The following is a 19,391-nucleotide window of genomic DNA, read 5'->3' as shown; positions in this document are numbered from 1 at the left end:
GGAGATCTTGTCAGGAGACCCACATGCGCATGAACCGTACAGAAGCCGCGAAAAACCGGGAACGGGTGGTGCAGACCGCCAGCGAGATGTTTCGCAAGGATGGTTATGATGGCACCGGTATTGCTGCGCTGATGAAGGCATCCGGGCTGACCAACGGTGCCTTTTACAAGCAGTTTGCCAGCAAGGAGGCTTTGATCGCCGAGGCAACGGCCCATGGGCTGGGCGAAAACGAAGCCCATTGGCAGAAGGTGCTGGAACAGGCCGAGGGTGACCCTTTGCAAGCTATCACCGATTGGTACCTGTCAGAGCCGCACCTGTCGCATCGGGGGCTTGGATGCACCTACGCAACCTTGGCCACTGAGGCACCCCGCCACGAGGAAGACGTCCAAAAAGCCTTTGATCAGAGCATTCGGCGCACCCTGTCGCTATTGTCGGGTGCAGCTGAAACGGGCGGCACCAGTGATGGCGCCGGAGAGGGGGAGAGAGAGGACGCTGCAATCAGGCATCTCAGTCGGCTGGTTGGCGCATTGATACTTGCACGGGCAGTCGCTGATAGCACTCTGGCCGACCGCATAGTGGCCGCCAACAAGTCGCCGGACTAGGCAGAAATACGGCTGGTTTTTGACGCGTGAAATGAACCAACATTGGTCCGCCCCACCGGAGTGGTCCAGATTAGGTGTTGGTGCATCGGCAATCGCCGCCGCATCGCAAACACATGCCTGCGGTCCATAACCGGATTTTCTCCCGGCCACAGGTGTGTTTGCGCTTTGGCTGCTTCCCATGACAGGCCCGAACATCCATAAGATCGCCAAAATCTATCCGTAGACACGATAGCACGATAGAAGGTATTGGGACTCGCGTGCTTTTCTAATGATCGGCGAGAAACGACGATCACAACGTCAAGCGCAAGAAAGAATAAAAGCGACTGTCATTTACACGGCTCCAATTGAGCCTAAGTGCTGGGCTATCGGTATTTCCATCAATTCTGAAAAGAGCCCCCGGAGCAAGGAATACCCCGATCTCTGCAGCTTTTTGAGCAACATCTATGTCTGATGCACCCTCAGGTAGTGGAAGCCATCCGTAAAGCCCCTCGGCCTGTTCGGGCGCAATCCCAAACCCGATTTTTGTCAGTTGCTCGATCCCGATTTCGCGCTCCTGCTTCAACTTCTTTGCAAGACGGGCGCATTGCTTTTCATACCGCCGTGTACGCATGATGTCTGCGATCAGGCGTTCGGTGTGAATTGAACTGTTGACGGTTAAAATCATCTTGAGCTCAGCGAGGCTGTGAGAAATTTCGGGATCGGCAATGATGTAGCCGGAGCGCAAAGTTGGCGTGAGAAGTTTGGCAAAGGTGCCGATCTGAATAACCCTGTGAAAGAGATCCAATGAGGCAAGACGTGTCCCGGATACGCCAGGCAAATCTATGAAAGGGTCGTCGTCAATGATAAGTATGTTGTGACGGTCCGCAATTTGTAAAACGGTTTGGGCGGTCGATAGGTCAATCGAACAACCTGTCGGGTTTTGTGCAAGAGATTGGGTGAAGAATAGGCGGGGTTGATAGCGATCAGCCGCGACCTGAAGGGCGGCGCAGTCGGGGCCTAGTGGTCCGCGCGGAACACCAATGACATTCACGCCCGCCAGTTTTAGCTTGGCAAAAAGGGGGTAATACCCCGGATCATCGACCAACACTGTTTCACCAGAGCGGCAAAAGCGGCGGATCACGAGATCAAGCGCATGGTTCGCGCCAAAGGTTGTCACAATTTGATCGGGCTGGACATGGATGCCCGCAGCGCCATGAGAGGCCGCAATGTATTCGCGCAGAGCAAGCAATCCGTGCGGTGCGCCATATCCGCCTTCGCCCGATGCAAGTGTGACAGAGGGGGCTGAGCTCAACAGCCAGCTTTCCGGGGGGCGGCCATCCCCAACGAGCACTTTGTAGGGGCGATCCAGCTGAGCATGGAGCAAGGATACGCTGTCGCGCGCCTCACGCAGATTGGCGGGTTCCGCTGTCGTTGCCACGCCATGGGCGACGAAAAAGCCTGCACCCTGGCGCGCGTACACAAGGCCGTTGGCCACCAGCTGGTCGTAAACGGCGACCATAATATTTTTTGATGCGCCGTACTGCTCAGCCGCACGGCGAAGCGACATCAGTTTTGTCTCTTCAGCGAGTTCCCCCGACTTAATCCTGTCGTGCAGGGTTCTGTAGATGCGATCTGTCTTTGTCTGTGTCATCTGCGCAGTGTGTCCACGTTCCAATGGGTACAGTCCAGAAAAAATTGTCCAAACTGTACCAATACAACGTCGCTCAAATTTACAATCTTCCCGACGGAGATCAGGAGGAGACACCATGACTGTTAGCGCGACGACCACCCCGTCTGTTGTGAATTCACGGATTGAGGGCATGCGGGATATGGAGCCTGCTGAACGACGCGATGCCATTGCACTCGCTGCGGGGCTTGATGCCCTCCCCAAAGCCGCGCTTTCAGACGACAATGCACTTCCGATAGCGGTGGCAAACGGGATGATCGAGAACGTCATCGGCACGTTTGAGCTGCCACTTGGGGTGGCTACAAATTTTGTCGTGAACGGCAAGGACTATCTGGTTCCTATGGTGGTTGAGGAGCCTTCTGTCGTTGCTGCCGCGTCCTATATGGCCAAAATTGCGCGGACGGGTGGCGGGTTTAAGGTGAGTTCCACCACGCCAATCATGCGGGCGCAGGTTCAGGTTATTGGTCTGGATGATCCGTTCGGGGCGCGGGCGGCCTTGCTGGCACACCGGAACGCGTTGATTGAAAAAGCCAATTCGAAAGACACCGTGCTGACGGGGCTTGGCGGGGGCTGCAAAGATATCGAGGTTCATGTCTTCCCCAGTTCGGCCATCGGTCCGATGGTGGTCATGCATCTCTTGGTGGATGTACGCGATGCGATGGGGGCCAACACGGTCAACACCATGGCGGAAATGCTGGCGCCACGGGTCGAAGAAATCACAGGCGGAACGGTGCGCTTGCGCATTTTGTCCAACTTGGCCGACAAACGTATGGTGACCGCAAATGTGCGTATTCCAACGGATGCCCTGACGACAAAAACACTGAGCGGGGCACAGGTTGCACGGGGCATCGTCGAGGCCTGCGAACTGGCGATCATTGATCCCTATCGCGCCGCAACCCACAACAAAGGCATTATGAATGGCATTGACCCCGTTGTCGTTGCCACCGGTAACGACTGGCGCGCGATCGAAGCCGGCGCCCATGCCTATGCGGCCCGCAACGGCCATTACACGTCACTCAGTCGCTGGGAACTCTCCAGGGATGGGGCGCTGGTCGGCACACTTGAGTTGCCGATGGCGATGGGGATTGTTGGTGGAGCAACCCGCACCCATCCGGCCGCACAGGCTGCGCTCAAACTGATGGGGGTCACCAGCGCACAAGAGCTTGCTGAAGTGACCGTGGCCGTTGGTTTGGCGCAAAACATGGCCGCGCTTCGTGCGCTTGCGACCGAGGGCATTCAGCGAGGCCATATGACTTTGCACGCCCGCAATATCGCCATTACCGCAGGCGCTCAGAGGAGTGATGTCGACCGAGTGGCCAAAGCCATCGTCGAGGCGGGGGATGTTACTGTCGCCTGCGCCAAACAGATGCTGGAGGGCATCTAATTTCAAAACTTCAGGGAGGAAAACCTATGACAAACGCTACACGGCGTAATCTTTTGCGTTTCAGCGCGGCGGCTCTTGCTGCACCTGCAATTCTTGCCTCGGGCACAACAGCTCGTGCGCAGGGGGTGACCAAATGGCGGATGCAGGCGCTTTGGGGCGGCGGTACGACGCCCATGATTTATGAGGAAAAATTTTGCGCCCGCGTGGCCGAACTGACCGGCGGTTCGCTTGAAATTACGCCTTTTGCGGGTGGGCAAATCGTTCCATCCGCACAGGCCTTTGATGCTGTTCGTGGCGGCGCGTTTGAAATGATGAAAACGTTTGATGGCTATACCGCTGGTAAAATCCCGGCGCATGGGTTTTCTTCGACTGTTCCGTTCGGCTTTCCCGAGGCGGACCAATACGAGGCGTGGTTCTATGAACGTGGCGGGCTTGAATTGGCGCGTGAAAGCTATGCACCTGCTGGGCTTACTTATGTTGCGCCAACGGTGTATGGCCAAGAACCGATCCATTCGCGTGTGCCCGTGCGGGCAATTGCCGATCTCAATGGTCTGAAGGGGCGTTTTGTCGGGCTTGCCTCTGCTGTGATGGCGGATTTTGGAGTGTCTGTTTCACCGCTTCCCACCTCCGAAGTCTATTCGGCTTTGGACAAAGGTTTGATCGACATCGCGGATCGCGGCGACATCAAAGCCAACTATGAAGAGGGCCTCCACGAGGTTGCAAAATACCTCATCTTGCCGGGCGTGCATCAGCCGACCACTGCAACATCTTATGTCGCAAATACGCGCGCATTTGAAACCTTGGACGCGCAACAAAAAGCCGCTCTCGCGGTGGCGGCTCGGGAAATTTCCGGGACCCTGCGTCAGAATATTCTCGTTGCGAATGGCGAATACATTAAGAAATTCCAAGATGCAGGTGTTGAGATCATTGATTTTGATCCTGAAGATGTCGCTCAAGCGCGGGCCAAGGCTGTGGTGGCTTGGAAAAAGGCCGCCTCGGACGAGGTTTCTACCCGTATGATGGAGTCTCAGATCGCGCTGATGCAGGAATTGCGCCTGCTCTAGATCTAACCCATTTTGCACCTAAAACTGCATCATCCCGCGCCAATCATCCTGGGATAGGCGCGCGCGGGATGGTGCCGCATTCGCGGAGCTTCTTATGATAACACTGTCCCGGCGCATCACCGCGCTCAACCGAGGTTTGTTCGCGTTTGCGAAATGGCTGATCTACGCCATCGTCTTGCTGATGCTGTGGGAAGTGCTTTCGCGCTATGTGTTGTCGTCGCCCACCTCATGGGCACCGGAATTGGCGACCTTGATTTTTGGTCCTTTCTTCCTTTTGGGAGGACCATATTTACTCCACCTCGGCGGACATGTTGCGGTTGATGTCGTCTCGGCCAAAGCGACGGGGCGTCTCGCTGTGGGGCTAAAACTGGTTGGTCTGTTTTTGTCCGCAGTCTTTGGCGCCATCCTGTTGTGGTTTAGTGTCCCTTTGGTGATGCAGTCTTTCAGCTATGGGGAGACCAGCTACTCCGCGTGGAATCCAATCATTTGGCCGGCCAAAGCCTTTTTGCCGCTCAGTGCATTGCTGTTGATGCTTCAGGCCCTTGCCGAGGCAATTGGCGTGTTGTTTGAGCCGGAGGCCGTGTGATGGAAAGCTCTTTCGTTCTTCTATTCATGTTCACCTCTCTCATCGCCTTTATGTTGAGCGGGGCAGGGCTTGCTTTTGTTCTGGGCGCGATTGCCTTTATCTCGACTGTCTTGTTGTGGGGCCCATCCGCTTTGATCGTGGCTGTTCTCAACACATTCGAGACCATGACGTCGGAGTCACTTATGGCGATCCCGCTCTATGTCTTGATGGCCTCAATCCTGCAGAAATCTGCCATCATTGACGCGCTTTATGATGCCATGGAAACATGGTCGGCGCGCCTGAATGGTGGTTTGGCCGTGGGCACGATCATCATTTGCACCATCCTCGCGGCGATGACCGGGGTTGTTGGCGCTGCAGTGGCTGCGATGGGGATCTTGGCTTTACCGTCGATGTTGTCGCGCGGCTATCATCCGCCGCTTGCCTTGGGGGCGATCTGTGCGGGCGGCACCTTGGGGATTTTGATCCCGCCATCTGTGGTAACCATCGTCTATGCCATCACAGCACAAATTTCGATCGGGCAAATGTTTGCGGCAGGGATCGTGCCGGGTCTTATCTTGGCAGGCAGTTACATCGCCTACATCCTCATTCGGACATGGATTAATCCGGCGCTGGCACCAAAACCAGAACAGGTGGATGATTTGCCGTTGGGTGAAAAACTGGCCAAACTGAAAAGCCTTATCTTGCCTGCTTTTGTGGTTTTTGGGGTGCTTGGTTCTATTTACACGGGGGTCGCGACCCCGACCGAAGCCGCCGCTGTTGGCGTATTAGGCGCCGCAATCTCTGCATCGCTCACGCGTCGCCTGTCCTTCACCATGCTGTCAGGCGCCGCGACAGAAACTCTGCGCGTTACGGCTATGATCCTCTGGATTACCATTGGTGCCCGTGCATTTATTTCGGTCTTTGTGGCCACAGGCGGCGCAGATTCGATCCTTGGCTTTGTTGAAGGCTTCGAGGCCTCACGTTGGATCATCTTGGGCGTGATGGTTTTGGTGCTGATCTTCTTGGGATTGTTCCTGGATGAAATCGGGATCATCTTGCTTTGCGTGCCGGTGTTCTTGCCGATTATCACCACACTTGATTTTGATCCGCTATGGTTCGGCGTGCTCTTCATGATCACGGCGCAGATGGCCTATATCACGCCGCCTTTCGGCTACACGTTGTTCTACCTTAAAGGCGTTCTTCCCGACGGGATCGGCATCGGGCAAGTGTACCGCGGCGTTATTCCATTTTTCCTGATCCAGGTGGGTATTTTGATCCTCTTTGCGGTCTTTCCGGACCTCGTCACCTGGCTTCCCGAAGCGCTTAGCCAAGTCGGGAAATAAGCCATGAAGGATCATGTGACCGTTTTCGAAGTTGGCTCGCGCGATGGATAGCAAAACCTTGGCCTGAACGTGCCGACCGAGACCAAGATTGCCTTGGTCGATGCCGTCATACCGAACAGCGCGCCTTCGGTTGAGCCAATAGGGGCTGCGGGCTGTCAGCAGTATCGCCAAGCCTTTTCGAAGGGGGTTGTTTTGGGGAGTTTGATTTTTGGGATCTTCCGCCATAGCAAGCCCGCAAAAGAGTGTATAACTGTGTGTAACTTTTTATGGGGTGAATCAGACGGTTTCAAAGAGGGGCGTAGATCAATAATTTCAGTTGTTTAGTGCTTCGCCAGAGGCGCGCCACCGATACGAGGATTTTCAATTTCCCTCAGTCTCTGGGCAGAGCGCAGCGTTCAAGCACAAGCATTTTGACACCCATACGACACCCAGTTTCATTTCATGGGAGGCTTCGATAATATGTCTGCCATGCAACCCAAACCCCTTATCTGTTTCCCATTGGCAAAATCCCGTGTCCACGAAGGATGTGGTGCCAGTGCCTTTGAGTTCGCTGTGATTTCGGCGGCGCAGAACCATGCCCGCGTGCTTTGGATCCGCCAAGAGTGGAAATCTGATCTGCTACACCCTGTTGGGCTGCTATCGTACTGTGACCCATCTAAGATACTATTGGCGCAGGTCAAAAATCAGGTGGAAGGGCTTGCTGTGATGGAGGAAGCCCTGCGCGATGGCAGTGTATCGCTTGTCATCATAGAACTGGACCAACCGCTTGATCTGACGGCGGGGCGGCGGCTGCAACTGGCCGCGAAAAATGGGGGCGCAACCGGGCTGTGCATTATTCCCGAAGGGATGGGCAGCAATGCTGCCGAAACCCGTTGGCACTGTGATCCGGTGTTCGATCCTGAACGAGCGGACTCGACTCTGATGCGCTGGTGTCTTATTAAGAACAAATCAGGAACATTGTGTGATTGGTATGTTCGATGGGACGCGACAAAATCCAACCCGGCGGATCGTATCGTTGTGGTTTCCCCGCCTGGCGAGTGACCGGGTTATACGCGCGCGTCCAATAGAGGGACCATTTGCGCTGACTCTGATTGAGCGCAACGCAAACCGGATTTATTGCCTGAACAAAGCGGCAGAAAAGCAGGGCCTGCACCAAGGCATGCCGTTTTCAGACGCCCGCGCCTTTTGCCCGGAGCTGTACAGCATGCCGGCAAATCCAAAGGCGGATCAGTGTTTTTTGCTGACATTACGCCGTTGGGCAACGCGCTATTGCCCCTGGGTTGGGCTGGAGGGCGCTGATGGTTTGACCCTGGATATCACAGGCTCTGCCCACCTATTCGGCGATGAAGCCGCTATGATTGAGGATATGCACCAGCGCCTGACGCGCGCGGGTTTTGCGGTGCGCATCGGGCTTGGTGTCAGTCGTGGCGCGGCCTGGGCGTTGGCGCATTATGGCAATACACCCACACCAGATGATATGCAGACCGCACTGGCGACTTTGCCTGTCGCCGCCCTGCGTATCGAGCGCAAGACCGATGTGGCGCTGCAACGGCTTGGGCTGCGCACAATTGGCGATCTCATCGCCACAGAGCGCGCACCGCTTGCGCGACGTTTTGGTCGGGGGCTTTTACTGCGCTTAGATCAAGCGATTGGGGCGCAACCCGAAGAGATCACGCCACTGAAAGACCCACCACATTACGCGGTGCGCATGAGCTTTCCCGAACCCATTGGCCTTTGCGCTGATGTCATGGCAGGGGTGGAGCGCCTTTTGGTGAAACTGTGTGAACGGCTTGCCGTTGATGGTGTCGGGGCGCGCATCCTGCTCTTGTCCCTGCGGCGGGTGGATCGGGAGGCACAAGACGTTGAACTGCGGCTGGCCCGTGCTTTGCATGATGCCCCTCGCATTTTGCCCCTGTTTCAACGCGGGATTGATACGGTTGATGCAGGGTTTGGAATTGACCAGATACGCCTGAGTGCTACGCAGGTCGAAAAGCTGCCTGTGCAACAGATCAGCCATGTTTCAAATGGCGGCAAGAATCAGCTGGATGACCTGATCACGCGACTTGGCGCACGGATTGGTCTTGAGAACATCCAGCAGTTTCTTCCCGCCGACAGCCATATACCAGAGCGTAGCTTTATCATTGCCCCTGCGGCGTTTTCATCGCCCAGCGATGCATGGGCACATTCGCAACCCCGCCCCATTCGCCTGTTCCCGCCTGAACCCATTGCTGGGGATGGGTCACGACCGCCCGCGCGATTTCGGTGGCGCCGCATGGCGTTGACGACAGGGCGTGCCACAGGGCCGGAACGCATCGTGCCTGAATGGTGGATGGAGGATGAAAATTGGCGCTCTGGCATACGTGATTACTGGCGGGTCGAAACGCGACAGGGGCGCAGGCTTTGGCTGTTTTACACGCCGCAAAATCACGGCTGGTTTGTGCAGGGGGAATTCGCATGACCTATGCCGAGCTTTGCACCACCAGCAATTTCACCTTTCTCACCGGGGCATCCCACCCCGAAGAACTGATCACACGCGCCGCTGATTTGGGCCTTACGGCGATTGCCATCACGGATCGTAATTCGCTGGCCGGTGTCGTGCGGGCCTATTCCGCATTGAAGGTTTTGAAGGATGATATTCCCGCAGAAAAATTGCCGAAGCTGATTGTTGGCTGTCGGCTGGTGCTGCGCGATAGCAGCGTTGACTGGCTGGCGCTGCCCACAGATCGCACGGCTTATCAACAACTTACACGGCTGTTGACACTTGGCAAACGACGCGCGCCAAAAGGAGAATGTCACCTTGACCTGAAGGATCTGACAGATCACGCCACGGGAATGATCTTGATCGCGATACCCCGTGATCTGGATACGGCGCTAGGTGATATCCATCCTGTCCAGCGCCGCTTTCCCGGCCACGTCTTTCTGGGCGCGGCTCCGCAATATGATGGCAGCGATCAGACCCATTTCACCGCTTGCGCTGATCTGGCGTTGCGTGGGTCCACCCCCATGGTGGCTGTGGGGGATGTCTTGATGCACCATGGCAAACGCAAACAACTGGTGGATGTTCTGACCTGCATGCGCCATCACATCACCATTGACCAGATCGGCACCCGTGCTTTGCCAAATGCTGAACGTCGCCTGAAAGGCCATGTCGATATGGCGCGGTTGTTTCGTCATCACCCGGCAGCAATCAGGCGCACGATGGAAATTGCTGCGCGCTGTAGTTTTGATCTGAGCGAGTTGAGCTATGAATACCCAGATGAGATTGCGGATGGCGAAAGCCCCATAACACGGCTGGAGCGTCTGGCGCGAGACGGGTTGAAACGACGTTATCCTGATGGAGCCAGCGGCAAGGCCAAAGCGCAGCTTGAAAAGGAATTGAAACTTGTCGCAAAGCTTAATTTTCCAGCCTACTTCCTGACCGTATATGACATTGTGCAATACGCCCGCAGTCAGGGTATTTTATGTCAGGGGCGCGGATCAGCGGCAAATTCGATCATTTGCTATCTCTTGGGCATCACCGATGTCAGCCCCGAAACCATCACCATGGTGGTGGAACGGTTCGTGTCTGAACACCGTGGCGAGCCACCAGATATAGACGTCGATTTTGAACATGAACGCCGCGAAGAGGTGATCCAGTGGATTTATCAGCGTTACGGTCGCCAGCGTGCCGGGCTATGTGCGACAGTGATCCGCTTCCGTTCTCGCGCCGCGATTAAAGAAGTTGGCAAAGTCATGGGCCTATCACAGGATGTCACCGCCGGGCTTTCAGGCCAGATTTGGGGCATGTCTGATGGGGGGGCAGACCCAGCGCGCATTCGCGAGTTGGGCCTTGATCTGAACGACCGCCGCCTTGCGCAGACGATCAGCCTAATCGGCGAAATTATCGGCTTTCCGCGCCATCTGTCACAACATGTCGGCGGTTTCATTATCACCAAGGGTCGGCTGGATGAGCTTTGTCCGATTGAAAACGCCGCCATGGATAACCGCACCATTATTGAATGGGATAAGGACGATATCGACGCGCTTGGCATTCTAAAGGTTGATGTGCTTAGCCTTGGAATGCTGACCTGTATCCGTAAAAGCTTTGATCTTTTGAAGCAGCATGAACATCAAAACCTAAATATCGCCAGCGTGCCGCAGGCCGACACAAAAACCTACGATATGCTCTGCGTTGCCGATGCGGTGGGGGTGTTTCAGGTCGAAAGCCGGGCGCAGATGAATTTCCTGCCGCGCATGCGACCACGCGAATTTTATGATCTGGTGATCGAGGTCGCCATCGTGCGTCCCGGCCCCATCCAGGGTGGCATGGTGCACCCCTATATCAACCGCCGCCAAGGGCGCGAAAAGGTCAGCTTTCCCTCTGAAGATCTGCGCGGTGTCTTGGGCAAAACCCTTGGCGTGCCTCTGTTTCAGGAACAAGCGATGCAGATTGCCGTCGTCGGCGCGGGTTTCACCCCGGAAGAGGCCGACAAGCTGCGCCGATCCCTTGCGACCTTTCGCAAAATGGGCACCATCGGCACCTTTCGGGATCGGTTTGTAAGCGGCATGCTGAATCGTGGATATACAGAAGATTTCGCCAATCAGTGTTTTAGCCAGATTGAGGGCTTTGGCGAATACGGCTTCCCCGAAAGCCACGCAGCGGCCTTTGCCATGCTGGCCTATGTGTCCGCTTGGCTGAAGTGTCATCATCCGGCGATCTTTGCCTGTGCGCTGTTAAACTCCCAGCCCATGGGGTTTTACGCCCCGGCCCAGATTGTGCGCGATGCCCGGGAACATCAGGTCGAGGTGCGCCCCATCTGTGTCAACGCCAGCACTTGGGATAATATACTGGAACGCCGCACCGATGGGGCATTGGCCATGCGCCTTGGATTCCGTCAGATCAAAGGGTTCCGCGAGGAAGATGCAAACTGGATCGCAGCGGCACGGCGCAATGGATATCAGGATCCCGAAAGTGTCTGGTTGCGGGCCGGGGTTGCGCCTGCGGTTCTGGAACGTCTGGCCGAAGCCGATGCCTTCATCGGCATGGGGCTAACCCGACGTGATGCGCTCTGGCAAGTGAAAGCCATTCGCAGCCAAACGCCTTTGCCGCTGTTTAACGACCCGATTGATGGCGAATGCATTCTTGAACCAAATATCACTTTGCCCACAATGCATTTAGGCGAAGAAGTTGTTGAGGATTACATCGCCACCCGCCTGACATTGCGCGCCCATCCCATGGAGCTTTTGCGCCCCGCAATCCCCGGCCTGACACCGCATGATCAGCTGCAACATGTGCCGCTGGGCCGTGTCAGTGTCTGCGGCCTTGTCATCACCCGCCAGCGTCCTGGGACGGCATCTGGCGTGATATTCCTGACGCTCGAAGACGAAACCGGGGTGTCCAATATCGTGGTCTGGCCAAAGGTATACAAACAGTTCCGCCGCATCGTTATGGGGGGGCGATTGCTGCGGGTGAGTGGCTACTTGCAACGTGAAGGCATCGTTGTCCATCTGATTGCGCAGAGGATTGAAGACAGGTCACATCACCTGACAGAGCTTGGCCACCCTATGGAAGACGCCATCGGCATCACCCACCCCGAAGCCGATGACGCCCCACGCGCCAGCGCCCGCCATCCCCGAGAACAAGCCAAGCGCCTCTTTCCCAGCCGTGATTTTCATTGAGGCCGCAACGTATTTGCTCTGCATGCAAGAGCAGCCACTAGCAGTTTACCCTGACACGCGGACTAACCACGGCCTTTTCAACGCCGCTATGAGGCACAGCAGCCGGCCCTTCAGGATAGGCTTCAAAACGTCATTGACACGGCAAGTCGAAACGAATTTTCTGTCTCCGCCTACAAAGCGAAACAGAATATCTTTGCGTGATCAAAACTTTTCGAGAGAGGACGTTACCATGAAATTAGATCCCAATAAAATCCTGACATTGAAGGGCAGCAAGGCAGCAGCCGCCCCGAAAGTCGGTGAACCGCCCGCGCCGGGCGGTGGCTTCTAAGCCAATCCGGCACGATATTCCTGATTCTGAAGAGAGCGGCGACCTGCCAACTGTCGGGTCGCCGTAAGCACGCGTAGACCTTAGTCTGCAATATCGCAGAAACAAGAGACCTCATGATGACCTCAGGCATGCAAATTGACGCCACGTTTCGTTCCATTGCGCGTTTGACCAAAAAATGGCCGGGCCGGGCCGTCGGACCTCACGGGGTTGCAAGATATCTGAATTCAGGCGGAACTCTCCCCCCGATCCTATGGTTCTTCAATGCAGAGCAGGAACCCGTGAATTTTCATGCTGCACTTAACCCAGAGCAGCAATTTGTGGCACTCCGCTCTCTCAACCTCATAATGAAACCGTCACTCGAGCGGGATGAGGTCGGTGCCAAAATGGCGGGTCATCTGGCGGACGCACTGACAGGCATGCTGCCCAGAGACATCGCGCTTGTTGGTGGGAATTGCCAAGGGGCGCCATATGCCATCTGCCTTGCGCAGAGGCTCATGGATCTTGGCCACGACATTAAATCTGTTGCTGCTATTGATACCATTCCCGACCGCGCAATAACCGTTCCTGCGTTGCTTAACTTCGGCGTGGAGGCACCGGAACGGAACCCCTTCATGCAGGATCAATACGTGACCCAGAAGCGGGTAGAAAACCTGTTTCCTGCATATGAGCAAGCAAGTCTGCCCTGTGGGCATGGCCAATACTTCAGGGCGGAAAACCTCCCCTACCTCATCGCGAACATCGAAAATTTCATAGGGACCCGCATTCGCGCCGAAGAGCATCTGTAAGCGTTGCCGGGGTCGAATGTGAAAACAGAATGGACGGATGAACCTCCGCGCGGAGACATCGCCCAATAAGACCACACAGATCAACGGCTTTCAGGGAATCCCCGCCCAGATCGAAAAAATCACTGTCCTGCGATACCTTGGCATCGGGAAAACAGGTTTTGAAGGCGTCTTCGACGCAGGTGCTCAGTTCAAATGGCATGGCATACCTCTGGTGTTTCTTCGTCCCCTGCCTCACTTGCTGCGGGGATCACGCAACACAGAGCGGCGCCAGTCACCCGCTGTATCCGGTTTTCCAGGTCTGGCGCGTTAAAGGATACACCGTTTCGGCACAGGTACTCCTGAACTCTTCCCACAACGTACAGATAGCCTTCGTCATCTAGGTAGCCCCGATCACCAGGCCGCGCGGTATTGTCAGCAACCCGCGTTTCAATATGACCGATCTCGTTGTTCGGCAGCGGGAGGCCATGGTCGTCAACGATCCTGACCAGATGATGCCGAAGCGGCTTTCCGACGGAGGTCGGGTGGCTGTCAATCGCATCCCCCTCCAGGCGGGATATGATGCCCGTTTGCGTGGAGGAATAGGTAACGCAGAGCTTGTCTGACAGGATCGATTTGGCCTCGGTCAGGTCCCTACCAAGCAAAGGCCCGCCTATGCTCTGCATTTTTACCAACCGGTCGTAGCGTGGCCCGGTCCCGACCAGCCCTTGCGCCTTAATGTGCTGGACCAGACCGCGGATCAAGACTGGCGCCAAGGTGACTTCTTCTGCATCCTGATGCAGGAGGGCCGCATCGAGTTCGCCGTAGCTGAAAAAGACCGGGACAGTGATGATCTTTCGTCCATTGATCGCATTACGGTACCAAATATAACGTGTTCCCGGAAAGCTGAGGTTGAGGCACGACACCGCATTGCCCCACTGCCCCCTGTCCCCACGTAGGGCCATCCGCTCTATCGCCTTCAAAAGCTCCCCATGCGAGGCCGGGTAGAGCTTCGGCGCCCCGGTGGTGCCAGAGCTCATAATGAAATCTGCGGTGCCGCGCGGCTCGGGTGCCAAAGTCAGCGCGTCCGGTGTCGCCGTCGCCTCAACACCTTGTGGAAACGCCAGAATCCCGTCGTTGCGAGCCAGCTTCCTGAAGTCCGAAAAGACGCATGACGCACGCGCCCTGATGGCCTGCTCCAAAATGTCCGAAGGCGGACTTCTGAAGTCGAGCACTAGGGGAGATGCCCCCAATGCCCAGAGCGCGAAAATTCCAGCGAAGGTGTCGATCTGGTGGGTATTTGCAAGCCCCACCACCTGACCCGCGGCAACGCCGTGCTCTGCAAAGGCGCCCCTCATCATGTCAAGGCGCGCGCTGAAGTCTGCGTAGGTGACGGCCTTGGTCCCGGTTTCGAAGAGTATGGCGTCTGGGGTTGCCTCGATCTGTTTCAGAAAGGCCGCGCCGATGGTGTCAGGAGCGTACATCGGACATTGCTCTCTGTGCATCATCAAACAGCCGCTGTCCCAGCGGTGTCAAACGCGCATGTTGCTCAATTTGAGTGGCACAATCCTGATAGACGATCGCCGCCTGGCTGCTTTGGCGGCGCAGCTCTTTGGCGTCCGGTCCGCACAAACCATTGTCGAGAATACAATTTGCGGATTGCACCATTCGCGCGGAAACCCAAGCCGCATGGAAAATCCCCTCCATGGGGCGCGGCGCGGAGCGAAGGGGAGAGCTGAAAAGCTCGGTATCTTCATTCAAGATGACAGGGTCATCCAGGTGATACAGGAACAACTTTGCATGAGAGCTTTCATGCACCAGTGTCATCAGAACCCTCGGCAGAATATCAATCTTGTTGAAGTTCATCAGGATGGAACCGAAAGCGGCAAAGACCGTGGCGCCGCCAAAGCCGCTCTTCTTCGGATCTCGGTTGGTGGCAAGGTAAACCTGCGGCGCGAGGAGATCAAATTCCCTTGCCCAGTCAGGCGCGTATTTTTCCATCATGTTTATCGCTTGATTGATCTTGGCAGTCGCTTGTTTCTTCGCCTCGGCGCCAGGAGCGAGCAGATCGGTTGTAAGCCCGACATCATCGCAATACGCTCGGCGAAGAAGGTCACATGCGGTGGAGCCCAGTTCTATTTTTGACAGGCCGCGCACCCTGAGGCCAGTTGCCTCCACCTCATCCGGGAGCTGTAGAAATTGCAGGCAGGTCGTGTTAAAGCCGGGTTCGTCCTGTGAGAGCGCTGCATTCACCATCGCGTCATGTGCGGCAAAAATACGGCTGTCGGGACGCCCCTGACCAGAGAAAATGCGCTTCAGCTTTTCCTCGGCCTTCGCCTTGTTTTTGGGGCTGTCCCACACCTCAAGCAGCAAATGCCGGAATGAGGTTTCGAGCCTGTCGATTAAACGAGTGATTGTTTCCCGAAGATCATCAGCATCCGGGAGCAAGGTTGTTCGAAACTGAAGTTCCATAATATTTACCTGAAAAAGATTTCTACTAAAATGATCCTGCTTTCTGGAGAGGTTTGCGGTTCAGCGAAAACGCATCTGCGGTGGGCTCGACGCTTCTATATATACCTGTTCCGAAACAATGTATGCGTCGTCAGGGGGTCGTTTTTCAAGCGCCGTTAGTGGCTTCGCTTTGTTCCCGGGGAGAGGGTCGGCCCCCATGTGCTGGAGATCGCGCCTTTGCCAGTATGCATCGGAAGATCAAAGAGCAGACAAACAGCGGGACTAAAGCCATAGTCTGCCAGGCGGGTGAAATTTCAACGGGTCGCTGCAACACAGGCTTCAAATTTCTCTGCTGGGGTCTGGTATTGCAAGGTCTTTCCGATGACGCTAAGAGCGACCAATGCAGTCTTTGACAAGAGGGGGCATTTCAAAGCGATCGCTCCCGACCTGAAAACGATTTGTCAATCTTAGGCGAATCGAAAGTTGTTTTTGCTAAGTCTGCCTCTGAATGAATAAGTAGGCGACAATGGCGACAATCAGTGGTGGTGGTGGTGACGACACCTTATACGGGACGTCCGGGAACGACACAATAACAGGTGGCGAAGGCGCAGACTCAATCGCGGCCGGCGCCGGAGACGATATCATACACGGAGATGACGCTTTTGGCTCTGCCGATGGCGGCGACACCATTGATGCAGGCGACGGGGCAGATACCGTATATGGCGCCGATGGTGACGATGTTATCTACGGCGGTGCTGGCGCGGATAGTGTGCATGGCGGCGCGGGCAATGATTGGATCGATGGCGGCGACGGCAGTGACACGATCTATGGTGATCAGGGGAATGACACGCTCGATGGGGGGGGCTGGCGACGACCTGATCTATAGCGGTGACGGCGATAACGAGATCCGCAGCGGCGCAGGCAATGATACGATCTACGGACATGGCGGTGCCGACACGTTCGTGATTACCTCCGACAGCGACAATGATGTGATTGAGGACTATTCCGCAAGCGATGGCGACATTCTTCTCGTCGACTATCCTGGGATCACGACTTATTCCGAGCTTGAGCCGTACCTGAGTGACGATGGCAACTGGGGCACTCTGATCTCCCTCCCGGACGGGTCGGTGACCCAGGTTAAGTGGTTGAACTATGCGTCTCAGTCAGCGTCGGATTTCAGCTTTCAGTCGGGGCCGGTGTGTTTTCTGAAGGGAACGCTGATCGATACGGCAACAGGCGCCAGACTGGTCGAGACATTACGCCCGGGCGACTTGGTCGAAACGCTAGACAACGGAATGCAGCCGGTGAGGTACATTTCTTGCAGATGCTACAAGTTCAAAAATGGTCCTCACAAGATGAAACCTATTCGGATTCGTCCCAATGCGCTCGGGCCGAAGACACCGAACCGCGAACTTCTCGTCTCGCCGCAACACAGGATCGCTCTGCCGCAGAACAATCCCACCCATATCGTGGCGGCAAAAAGGCTTCTTCGGCTACCCGGTGTCACGGAACGGCCGTCTTGCAAAATTGCACGGTACTACCACATCTTGCTTGATCAGCATCAACTGGTCCGGGCGAATGGCGCTTGGGCAGAAACACTCTTGGTGACAAAATACAGCAGCGACCAGGCACAGCTACCAAGCCAGCTGCAACGGACTCGAATGAAGCCCATTCGGACAATCGAAAAGGTTTCGCGGCCTCCCGCTTTTACCTTTCTCTAGCGGCAATCAAGTACTCAAACCCATACCGACCCGGCTTCACATCAAAGGGGTGCTTGCCGAGCAGCCAGACCGGAGATTCAAGAACTGCGCAGCATGCGTCAAAAAAGGGCTGAAAGTGAGCATTCGCTGCGGCTTTTCATGCCAAACAGCACGCCTTCGGTTGGCTTCCGGTCAAGCGCGGCCTGTCGTGCCAAGGTCTGCTTCGTGGTGAAAACGAGCCAATATCTTCTCATCTTACAGGTCTTTTAACATCAGTGCGTTTTCGATCTTGATAATGTCGTTTGCAACTCAGCGACAAAACACCTTCTCCATACACTGCCCAATGTAAGGTGCCGCTTTCCTTCGCGGGGGAGTGGAGAATTGGGAAGCCGGTGAAACTCCGGCGCTGCCCCCGCAACGGTAACGAAGATCAGGTTACGGCAATCAACCACTGGAACGAGGAATCCGGGAAGGTGCCGCAGCCGGGCGAGAGCCACTTCGGAGTCCGGAAACCAGCCTTGCGCATATGTCAAATCGCGGGTGGCGGTGGGGGCTTCCATGTCGGACGGCTTCCTCGCGCCGCCGATTGGTCCCTCCTGTCATCTGCCCAAGAAACGCCGCGGGGCGCGGCAGGAGAATCAGAGATGAATTCAGCAATCGAGCTTCTGGCGCGGCGTGTGCCGGGCCATTCCCTTGAACAGGCGTTCTACAACGATCCTGACATCTTCCAGACCGATCTCGAAGCCATCCATTACCGCGAGTGGCTGTTTGCAATCCCCGCCTGCGAGCTTGAGAAACCGGGCAGCTACGTGACGCACAAGGTCGGCGCCTACCAGGTCATCATCGTGCGCGGCGCCGACAACCGGATCCGCGCCTTTCACAACACCTGCCGTCACCGTGGTTCGATTATCTGCAAGGCGCGCAAGGGCAATGTACCGAAACTGGTCTGCCCGTATCATCAATGGACCTACGAGCTCGATGGCTCCTTGCTCTGGGCGCGTGATATGGGGCCGGGTTTCGACCCGGGTCAGCACGGGCTGAAGACGGTTCATTGCCGGGAACTGGCCGGGTTGGTCTATATCTGCCTCGCCGATGAAGCGCCTGATTTCGAAGCCTTCGCCGAGATTGCGCGTCCTTATCTTGAGCCCCATGACCTCGCCAATGCCAAGATCGCCCATGAAAGTACGATCATCGAAAAGGGCAACTGGAAGCTGGTCTGGGAGAATAACCGCGAATGCTATCATTGCGGCGGCAACCACCCCGCCCTTTGCCGGACCTTTCCCGATGACCCTACGGTCACGGGCATCGAGCAGGGGGCAACGCCTCCGCATCTGCAAAAGCACTTTGACCGCTGCGAAGCCGTGGGCTTGCCGTCGCAGTTCTACATGCATGACGACGGTCAATTCCGCTTGGCCCGGATGCCGCTCAAGGAAGGGGCGGAAAGTTATACGATGGATGGCAAATCTGCGGTGCGTCGCTGGCTGGGACGCGCTCCCTTTGCGGATGCAGGTTCGTTGTTGAAGTTTCATTATCCCACCACATGGAACCACTTCCTTGCCGATCATTCCATCGTCTTCCGCGTCACCCCGATTAGCCCCACCGAAACCGAGGTCACGACCAAGTGGCTCGTCCACAAGGATGCGGTCGAGGGGAGCGATTATGATCTGAAGCGGCTGACCGAGGTCTGGGAAGCAACAAATGACGAGGACCGTCAGGTGGTTGAAGACAACCAGCAGGGCATAGATAGCCCCGCCTATGCGCCTGGCCCCTATTCCTCGACCCAGGAAACCGGCGTGCTGCAATTCGTAGAATGGTATTGCGCGACCTTGGCTGCGCATCTGCGTCCCAACGCCTTGGCGGCGGAGTAAA

16 protein-coding genes and 1 riboswitch are annotated in these 19,391 nt (G+C 56.1%); of the genes, 12 read left to right on the top strand and 4 right to left on the bottom strand.

What is annotated here, in order from left to right:
* The first annotated feature begins 29 nt into the window (after positions 1 to 29).
* Entirely contained in the window at positions 30 to 602 is a 573-nt protein-coding gene (locus tag ARCT_RS0121315; protein WP_161631344.1) for a TetR/AcrR family transcriptional regulator, read from the top strand.
* A 289-nt stretch (positions 603 to 891) separates the two neighbouring features.
* Here ARCT_RS0121315 and ARCT_RS0121310 read toward each other — a convergent pair whose 3' ends face one another.
* A complete protein-coding gene (locus ARCT_RS0121310; RefSeq protein WP_036785278.1) occupies positions 892 to 2,232 on the bottom strand; it encodes an aminotransferase-like domain-containing protein in 1,341 nt (446 codons plus the stop codon).
* A gap of 115 nt (positions 2,233 to 2,347) precedes the next feature.
* Between ARCT_RS0121310 and ARCT_RS0121305 the strand changes: the two genes are divergently transcribed.
* The 8 genes from ARCT_RS0121305 (at position 2,348) to ARCT_RS0121265 (ending at position 13,395) form a co-directional block, all read left to right on the top strand.
* Positions 2,348 to 3,652, top strand: a complete 1,305-nt coding sequence (locus ARCT_RS0121305) for a hydroxymethylglutaryl-CoA reductase, degradative (RefSeq protein ID WP_027241886.1) — start codon at positions 2,348 to 2,350, stop codon at positions 3,650 to 3,652.
* 26 nt (positions 3,653 to 3,678) lie between these two features.
* Positions 3,679 to 4,716, top strand: coding sequence for a TRAP transporter substrate-binding protein DctP (gene dctP, locus ARCT_RS0121300; RefSeq protein WP_027241885.1), 1,038 nt, complete (start codon positions 3,679 to 3,681; stop codon positions 4,714 to 4,716).
* Between the two features lie 94 nt (positions 4,717 to 4,810).
* Positions 4,811 to 5,302, top strand: coding sequence for a TRAP transporter small permease subunit (locus ARCT_RS0121295; protein WP_027241884.1), 492 nt, complete (start codon positions 4,811 to 4,813; stop codon positions 5,300 to 5,302).
* Positions 5,303 to 5,328: 26 nt separating this feature from the next.
* Positions 5,329 to 6,624 (top strand): TRAP transporter large permease, encoded by a 1,296-nt coding sequence (locus ARCT_RS0121290; RefSeq protein ID WP_240476359.1) that lies wholly within the window; start codon positions 5,329 to 5,331, stop codon positions 6,622 to 6,624.
* 666 nt (positions 6,625 to 7,290) lie between these two features.
* Positions 7,291 to 7,665 (top strand): hypothetical protein, encoded by a 375-nt coding sequence (locus ARCT_RS0121285; protein WP_322786440.1) that lies wholly within the window; start codon positions 7,291 to 7,293, stop codon positions 7,663 to 7,665.
* On the top strand, positions 7,595 to 9,082 hold the full coding sequence (locus tag ARCT_RS0121280) for a Y-family DNA polymerase (protein WP_027241881.1): 1,488 nt from the start codon (positions 7,595 to 7,597) through the stop codon (positions 9,080 to 9,082). Before ARCT_RS0121285 ends, ARCT_RS0121280 begins: the two co-directional genes overlap by 71 nt.
* Complete coding sequence (locus ARCT_RS0121275) at positions 9,079 to 12,282, top strand: error-prone DNA polymerase (RefSeq protein WP_027241880.1); 3,204 nt, start codon at positions 9,079 to 9,081, stop codon at positions 12,280 to 12,282. The genes ARCT_RS0121280 and ARCT_RS0121275 overlap by 4 nt, the downstream gene beginning before the upstream one ends.
* A gap of 456 nt (positions 12,283 to 12,738) precedes the next feature.
* Entirely contained in the window at positions 12,739 to 13,395 is a 657-nt protein-coding gene (locus ARCT_RS0121265; RefSeq protein ID WP_161631343.1) for a hypothetical protein, read from the top strand.
* On the opposite strand, the gene ARCT_RS28990 is transcribed toward ARCT_RS0121265, so the two are convergent.
* The 3 genes from ARCT_RS28990 to ARCT_RS0121255 are packed head-to-tail and all read right to left on the bottom strand — an operon-like array spanning position 13,358 to position 15,843.
* Positions 13,358 to 13,594, bottom strand: coding sequence for an acyl carrier protein (locus ARCT_RS28990; protein WP_084300921.1), 237 nt, complete (start codon positions 13,592 to 13,594; stop codon positions 13,358 to 13,360). The two genes, ARCT_RS0121265 and ARCT_RS28990, sit on opposite strands and share 38 nt — an antisense overlap.
* The gene (locus tag ARCT_RS0121260; protein ID WP_027241878.1) at positions 13,584 to 14,855 is read right to left on the bottom strand and encodes an AMP-binding protein; all 1,272 of its coding nucleotides are present in this window, start codon (positions 14,853 to 14,855) and stop codon (positions 13,584 to 13,586) included. Before ARCT_RS0121260 ends, ARCT_RS28990 begins: the two co-directional genes overlap by 11 nt.
* Entirely contained in the window at positions 14,842 to 15,843 is a 1,002-nt protein-coding gene (locus ARCT_RS0121255; RefSeq protein ID WP_027241877.1) for an aKG-HExxH-type peptide beta-hydroxylase, read from the bottom strand. Before ARCT_RS0121255 ends, ARCT_RS0121260 begins: the two co-directional genes overlap by 14 nt.
* 505 nt (positions 15,844 to 16,348) lie before the next feature.
* On the opposite strand from ARCT_RS0121255, the gene ARCT_RS26695 reads away from it, so the two are divergent.
* The 3 genes from ARCT_RS26695 (at position 16,349) to ARCT_RS0121240 (ending at position 19,390) form a co-directional block, all read left to right on the top strand.
* Positions 16,349 to 16,708 (top strand): calcium-binding protein, encoded by a 360-nt coding sequence (locus tag ARCT_RS26695; protein ID WP_027241876.1) that lies wholly within the window; start codon positions 16,349 to 16,351, stop codon positions 16,706 to 16,708.
* Entirely contained in the window at positions 16,665 to 17,543 is an 879-nt protein-coding gene (locus ARCT_RS27275; RefSeq protein ID WP_161631348.1) for a Hint domain-containing protein, read from the top strand. The genes ARCT_RS26695 and ARCT_RS27275 overlap by 44 nt, the downstream gene beginning before the upstream one ends.
* A gap of 310 nt (positions 17,544 to 17,853) precedes the next feature.
* Positions 17,854 to 18,057: riboswitch (cobalamin riboswitch) on the top strand.
* A gap of 109 nt (positions 18,058 to 18,166) precedes the next feature.
* A complete protein-coding gene (locus tag ARCT_RS0121240) occupies positions 18,167 to 19,390 on the top strand; it encodes an aromatic ring-hydroxylating oxygenase subunit alpha (protein ID WP_027241874.1) in 1,224 nt (407 codons plus the stop codon).
* Position 19,391 lies beyond the last annotated feature (1 nt).

The organism is Pseudophaeobacter arcticus DSM 23566 (genome assembly GCF_000473205.1).
Taxonomy (GTDB): Bacteria; Pseudomonadota; Alphaproteobacteria; order Rhodobacterales; family Rhodobacteraceae; genus Pseudophaeobacter; species Pseudophaeobacter arcticus.
Note: the sequence above shows the minus strand (reverse complement) of the source record. Positions and strands in the feature narration are given on the sequence as shown.

Coding starts and splice junctions, on each gene's coding strand:
- ARCT_RS0121295 (WP_027241884.1), top strand. CDS start 4,811: ATGATAACACTGTCCCGGCGCATCACCGCGCTCAACCGAGGTTTGTTC.
- ARCT_RS0121240 (WP_027241874.1), top strand. CDS start 18,167: ATGAATTCAGCAATCGAGCTTCTGGCGCGGCGTGTGCCGGGCCATTCC.
- ARCT_RS0121305 (WP_027241886.1), top strand. CDS start 2,348: ATGACTGTTAGCGCGACGACCACCCCGTCTGTTGTGAATTCACGGATT.
- ARCT_RS26695 (WP_027241876.1), top strand. CDS start 16,349: ATGGCGACAATCAGTGGTGGTGGTGGTGACGACACCTTATACGGGACG.
- ARCT_RS0121290 (WP_240476359.1), top strand. CDS start 5,329: ATGTTCACCTCTCTCATCGCCTTTATGTTGAGCGGGGCAGGGCTTGCT.
- ARCT_RS0121280 (WP_027241881.1), top strand. CDS start 7,595: ATGTTCGATGGGACGCGACAAAATCCAACCCGGCGGATCGTATCGTTG.
- ARCT_RS28990 (WP_084300921.1), bottom strand. CDS start 13,594: ATGCCATTTGAACTGAGCACCTGCGTCGAAGACGCCTTCAAAACCTGT.
- ARCT_RS0121310 (WP_036785278.1), bottom strand. CDS start 2,232: ATGACACAGACAAAGACAGATCGCATCTACAGAACCCTGCACGACAGG.
- ARCT_RS0121265 (WP_161631343.1), top strand. CDS start 12,739: ATGCAAATTGACGCCACGTTTCGTTCCATTGCGCGTTTGACCAAAAAA.
- ARCT_RS0121260 (WP_027241878.1), bottom strand. CDS start 14,855: ATGTACGCTCCTGACACCATCGGCGCGGCCTTTCTGAAACAGATCGAG.
- ARCT_RS0121315 (WP_161631344.1), top strand. CDS start 30: ATGAACCGTACAGAAGCCGCGAAAAACCGGGAACGGGTGGTGCAGACC.
- ARCT_RS0121275 (WP_027241880.1), top strand. CDS start 9,079: ATGACCTATGCCGAGCTTTGCACCACCAGCAATTTCACCTTTCTCACC.
- dctP (WP_027241885.1), top strand. CDS start 3,679: ATGACAAACGCTACACGGCGTAATCTTTTGCGTTTCAGCGCGGCGGCT.
- ARCT_RS0121255 (WP_027241877.1), bottom strand. CDS start 15,843: ATGGAACTTCAGTTTCGAACAACCTTGCTCCCGGATGCTGATGATCTT.
- ARCT_RS27275 (WP_161631348.1), top strand. CDS start 16,665: ATGACACGCTCGATGGGGGGGGCTGGCGACGACCTGATCTATAGCGGT.